This is a genomic window from Azotobacter armeniacus (genome assembly GCF_054779355.1).
In genome coordinates, this window is sequence record NZ_BAAGYK010000117.1 from 1 (window position 1) to 5315 (window position 5315).

Below are 5315 nucleotides of genomic sequence, written 5' to 3' on the forward strand. Positions count from 1 at the left end.
ATCCGCAAGGGCCTGGCGCTGCTCACCGAGGACCGCAAGGACACCGGCATCTTCGCCTGCCTCTCGGTGCAGGAAAACATGGAGGTGGCGGTGCTGCCCGGCTTCGCCAGCCGGGGCTTCGTGCAACAGCGGCGCCTGCGCGAGCTGTGCGAGGAGATGCGCGGAAAGCTGCGGGTGAAGACCCCATCGCTGGAGCAGTGCATCGCCAACCTGTCCGGCGGCAACCAGCAGAAGGCGCTGCTGGCGCGCTGGCTGATGACCCAGCCGCGCATCCTGATCCTCGACGAGCCCACCCGCGGCATCGACGTCGGCGCCAAGGCCGAGATCTACCGGCTGATCGCCGAGCTGGCCGGCGAGGGCATGGCGGTGATCATGATTTCCTCCGAACTGCCGGAAGTGCTGGGCATGAGCGACCGGGTCCTGGTCATGCACGAAGGCGAAGCCACCGGCTTCCTCGGCCGTGAGGAAGCCACCCAGGAGCGCGTGATGCACCTGGCGTCGGGGCTTCCCATCGTTCACTGACATTCATCGATATTGGGCGGGTGTCCCGACAGCCCCGCTTTTCATTGGCGTACAACCAATAATCTGGAGAGGTAGACCATGAGCGCCATTCTGGAAAAGAACCCCCTTGCAACCCTGTCGCTCTGGAGCCGGCGGCTGCCGACCGAGCTGGGCATCCTGCTGGTGCTGGTCGGCATCGGCCTGGCTTTCGAGCTGTTCGGCTGGGTGATGCGCGACCACCCGTCCCGAGTGAGCGATGCGAACGAATTGAACCGCTAGCGCACTTTCGACACCTGTTTCGAGATGGGCGATTCCGAGGAGGTGATTGCCGCCCTGATCCAAGATGCGCGCCAGCACGGCTATCTGGGCTACATCGAGCAGAAGATTAGACCTGCCGCACCTGAAGCTCGGCTGCCAATCCCTTGCTATATAAGGAGATTGACCGTTGAGAGCAGTTCCTGCTGTGTCTGCACCTGCCGGTGTGCAACGTCAAGGCGGGCTTGCAATCCACGGATGCTGATGTAGATGTCGGCGGTCTGCGCCGCCACAGCCAATCGTGTTGCGGCCGCGCCTGCCTCCGAAGCCTGGTACTCTGCAAGCGCCGTTTCGCGCCCACGACGCAGGCTGCCGAATATGTCCAGTTCCCAGCTCGCGCCAAGATTGGCTTCGTAGGCATTGCCGTAGCTGTCGAAATCGGGCGTCGAGTTCAGAACTTGTCCCAGCGGCGTTTCAACCGACTGGTAGGCCCTGGCTGCTTGACGAAGCGAGTCAGTTGCGGGTCGCCAAAACCCGTCCACCAGGCGACGAGGTCGGCGCTGGCAGTGGCATGCCGTTGATCGACTGCCGCCTGGCCCGGGTATTGTTCCGGCAGGGACGTGTCGGGGCGAACGTAGTCGGGACCGATGGCGCAGCCTGCCGAGAGGCTGGCACTGATGAGCAGGGCAAGGGTGCGCTTGGGTGGCATGGGCTTCTTCCGGAGCTGGGGATATGGCGAGCAGAATGCCAGTGACCATAATACATAATAGTCACTTGTTGTCCGCTTTAACGACTGGCAGTAAGCTGTAAATCATGAACAAAACAGTCACCCACTCAGTTCCAGCTCGCGGCCCGGCCGATCACGAAGTGCGCGATCAGATCGTCGCTGCCGCCACCGAGCACTTCAGCCGGTATGGCTACGAGAAGACGACCGTCTCCGACCTGGCCAAAGCCATCGGCTTTTCCAAAGCCTACATCTACAAGTTCTTCGAGTCCAAGCAGGCCATTGGCGAGATGATCTGCGCGAATTGCCTGCGCCAGATCGAGGCCGAGGTCAGAGCGGCCGTCGATGAGGCCGATCGCCCGCCGGAGAAACTGCGGCGGATGTTCAAGGCGATCGTCGAGGCTAGCCTTCGCCTGTTTTTTCAGGATCGCAAGCTCTACGAAATTGCCACTTCGGCGGCGACCGAGCGCTGGCAGGCGACGCTTGCTTATGAGGGGCGCATCCGGGAGTTGCTTCAGGACATCTTGCAGGAAGGTCGGCAAACCGGAGACTTCGAGCGCAAGACGCCCCTCGATGAAACCGTGATGGCGATCTATCTGGTCATGCGTCCTTACCTCAACCCGCTGCTCTTGCAGCATGGCTTCGACTACACCGACGAAGCGCCAGGTCAACTGTCTAGCCTGGTGCTGCGCAGCCTGTCGCCGTGACGCCTGGATATTTGTGACTATTGACTAAATTAGTCACTAGATTCAGAGTGAGAGTCCCAATCAATTCGCTTATGGGACTCCCATGCTCCGGCGCCGCCTCTTTTTACCTACCGTCATCTGCGTATTGCCGTTTGCGTTGGTCGCCTGCGGCGAAAAAACGCAATCCGATCCACGCACCGAAGCGCCGCTGGTGCGTGCCGCCATCGTTCAGGGGGCAACCCCTGCGCCACGCGCCTTCACCGGGACCGTAGCTGCTCGAGTCCAGAGCGACCTGGGTTTTCGCGTCTCCGGCAAGGTGCTGGAGCGGCTTGTGGATACGGGGCAAACCGTCAAACGCGGCCAGGCACTCATGCGCATCGACCCCGTCGATCTGAAGCTCGCCGCGCATGCGCAGCGCGAAGCGGTCGCCGCTGCGCGAGCGCGGGCGCAGCAAACGGCTGAGGATGAAGCCCGCTACCGCAACCTGCGCGGAACCGGCGCGATATCGGCTTCGGCCTACGATCAGTTCAAGGCTGCGGCGGATACCGCTAGGGCTCAGTTCAGCGCGGCCCAGGCCCAGGCTGAGGTGGCCCTTAATGCGACCCGTTATGCCGAGTTGCTGGCGGATGCCGATGGCATCGTCATGGAAACGCTGGTCGAACCCGGCCAAGTCGTCAATGCCGGCCAAGTCGTGGTGCGCTTGGCTCATGCCGGACCCCGTGAAGCGCTTATCCAGTTGCCGGAAACCCTGCGCCCGGCGGTCGGTTCCGCCGCGCAGGCCACGCTCTTCGGCAAAGAGGACGTTAGCGTTCCGACCAAGCTCCGGCAGCTCTCGGATGTTGCGGACCGCCTGACCCGCACTTTCGAGGCGCGCTATGTGCTGGAGGGCGAGCTGGCCAACGCGCCGTTGGGCACCACGATCACCCTGCAGATCCCGAATGGGCTTTCTTCCGCGCAAGGCGGCTTGCAGGTGCCGATCGGCGCCCTGTACGACGCGGGCAAGGGGCCGGGGGTATGGGTCATCGAGGGCGAGCCGGCACAGGTCTACTGGCAGCCGGTCGTGGTCCAGCACCTTGATGATGAGGGGGCGCGCATCACCGGCCAGCTCAAGCAAGGCGAGCGGATAGTCGCGCTCGGCGCGCACCTGCTGCGCGAGGGCGAGCAGGTGCGGGTGGCCGGTCAAGCCGCCGTCGCGGCGGTCGAGGGAGTCCGCCCATGAGCGAAGGCCGTTTCAACCTGTCAGCGCTCGCCGTACGCGAGCGCTCCATCACCCTGTTCCTGATCTGCCTGATCTCGCTGGCCGGGCTCATTGCGTTCTTCAAGTTGGGGCGGGCGGAAGACCCCGCCTTCACCGTCAAGGTGATGACGATCATCACAGCTTGGCCAGGGGCAACCCCGCAGGAAATGCAGGGCCAGGTCGCCGAGAAGATCGAAAAGCGCCTGCAGGAGCTGCGCTGGTACGACCGCACCGAGACCTACACCAGACCCGGCTTGGCCTTCACGACCTTGACCTTGCTCGACAGCACGCCGCCTTCGCAAGTGCCGGAGGAGTTCTACCAGGCCCGCAAGAAGGTCGGCGACGAGGCGAAGGAGCTTCCGTCTGGCGTGATCGGGCCGATGGTCAACGACGAATACTCGGATGTCACCTTTGCCCTGTTCGCGCTCAAGGCCAAGGGCGAACCGCAGCGCTTGCTGGTACGCGACGCGGAGAGGCTGCGCCAGCGGCTGCTGCACGTGCCGGGCGTGAAGAAGGTCAACATCGTCGGCGAGCAGTCCGAGCGTATCTATGTCGAGTTCTCACATGAACGCCTGGCAACGCTGGGTATCGGCCCGCAGGAGGTGTTCGCCGCGCTCAACGGCCAGAATGCCCTGACGCCGGCTGGCTCCGTAGAAACCAAGGGGCCGCAGGTGTTCATTCGCCTGGACGGCGCGTTCGACGAATTGCAGAAGATCCGCGACACGCCGGTTGTGGCGCAGGGCCGCACGCTGAAGCTGTTGGACATCGCCACCGTCAAGCGTGGCTATGAAGACCCGGCTACTTTCATGATCCGCAACGGCAACGAACCTGCACTGCTGCTGGGCATCGTCATGCGCGAAGGCTGGAACGGTCTCGACCTGGGCAAGGCGCTGGACAGCGAGGTGAGTGCGATCAACGCCGAGATGCCGCTGGGCATGAGCCTGACCAAGGTAACGGATCAGGCTGTCAACATCAGCTCGGCGGTCGATGAGTTCATGGTCAAGTTCTTCGTCGCGCTGCTGGTCGTCATGCTGGTGAGCTTTATCAGTATGGGCTGGCGCGTGGGCGTCGTGGTCGCAGCGGCCGTGCCGCTGACGCTGGCGGTGGTCTTCGTGGTGATGGCCGCGACCGGCAAGAACTTCGACCGCATCACGTTGGGTTCCCTGATCCTGGCGCTGGGCCTGCTGGTGGATGACGCCATCATCGCCATCGAAATGATGGTGGTGAAGATGGAAGAGGGTTACAGCCGCATCGCCGCTTCCGCGTATGCCTGGAGCCACACCGCCGCACCGATGCTGTCGGGCACGCTGGTCACGGCCGTCGGCTTCATGCCCAATGGCTTCGCCCGATCCACTGCGGGCGAATACACCAGCAACATGTTCTGGATCGTTGGCATCGCGCTCATCGCGTCGTGGGTGGTCGCCGTGATTTTCACACCCTACCTAGGCGTCAAACTGCTGCCCGACTTCAAGAAGGTCGAAGGCGGCCATGACGCGCTCTACGACACACCGCGCTACAACCGCTTTCGTCAGGTGCTGGCGCGTGTCATCGCGCGCAAGTGGCTGGTCGCCGGCGCAGTGGTTGGCCTTTTCGTCGTGGCCATACTCGGCATGGGGTTGGTCAAGAAGCAGTTCTTTCCGATCTCCGACCGCCCCGAAGTGTTGATCGAGGTGCAGATGCCTTACGGCACCTCGATCGCCCAGACCAGCGCCGCCACGGCGAAGGTGGAAGCCTGGCTGGCCGGGCAGGAAGAAGCCAGGATCGTCACGGCTTACGTCGGCCAGGGCGCGCCACGCTTCTACATGGCAATGGGGCCGGAACTGCCTGATCCGTCATTTGCCAAGATCGTGGTCCGTACGGACAACCAGGACGAGCGCGAGGCGTTGAAACAGCGGTTGCGCAAGGCGATTTC

4 protein-coding genes and 2 pseudogenes are annotated in these 5315 nt (G+C 63.1%); 5 read left to right on the top strand and 1 reads right to left on the bottom strand.

Going from position 1 to position 5315, the window contains the following annotated elements:
- Positions 1-522, top strand: a 522-nt coding sequence (locus tag ACYVD0_RS16025; RefSeq protein WP_460427735.1) for an ATP-binding cassette domain-containing protein, incomplete at its 5' end; no start/stop codon positions are given.
- A gap of 78 nt (positions 523-600) precedes the next feature.
- A pseudogene (locus tag ACYVD0_RS16030) lies at positions 601-738 on the top strand (ABC transporter permease); the annotation flags it as partial.
- 154 nt (positions 739-892) lie between these two features.
- Here the strand turns inward: ACYVD0_RS16030 and ACYVD0_RS16035 are convergent.
- A pseudogene (locus ACYVD0_RS16035) lies at positions 893-1465 on the bottom strand (TolC family protein); the annotation flags it as partial.
- Positions 1466-1569: 104 nt separating this feature from the next.
- Between ACYVD0_RS16035 and ACYVD0_RS16040 the strand changes: the two are divergent.
- From ACYVD0_RS16040 to ACYVD0_RS16050, 3 genes are all read left to right on the top strand, one after another.
- Complete coding sequence (locus ACYVD0_RS16040) at positions 1570-2187, top strand: TetR/AcrR family transcriptional regulator (protein WP_460427736.1); 618 nt, start codon at positions 1570-1572, stop codon at positions 2185-2187.
- A gap of 82 nt (positions 2188-2269) precedes the next feature.
- Entirely contained in the window at positions 2270-3385 is a 1116-nt protein-coding gene (locus ACYVD0_RS16045) for an efflux RND transporter periplasmic adaptor subunit (RefSeq protein ID WP_460427737.1), read from the top strand.
- Positions 3382-5315 (top strand): efflux RND transporter permease subunit (locus ACYVD0_RS16050; RefSeq protein WP_460427738.1); only part of this gene is annotated, 1934 nt, incomplete at its 3' end. The genes ACYVD0_RS16045 and ACYVD0_RS16050, both read left to right, overlap by 4 nt.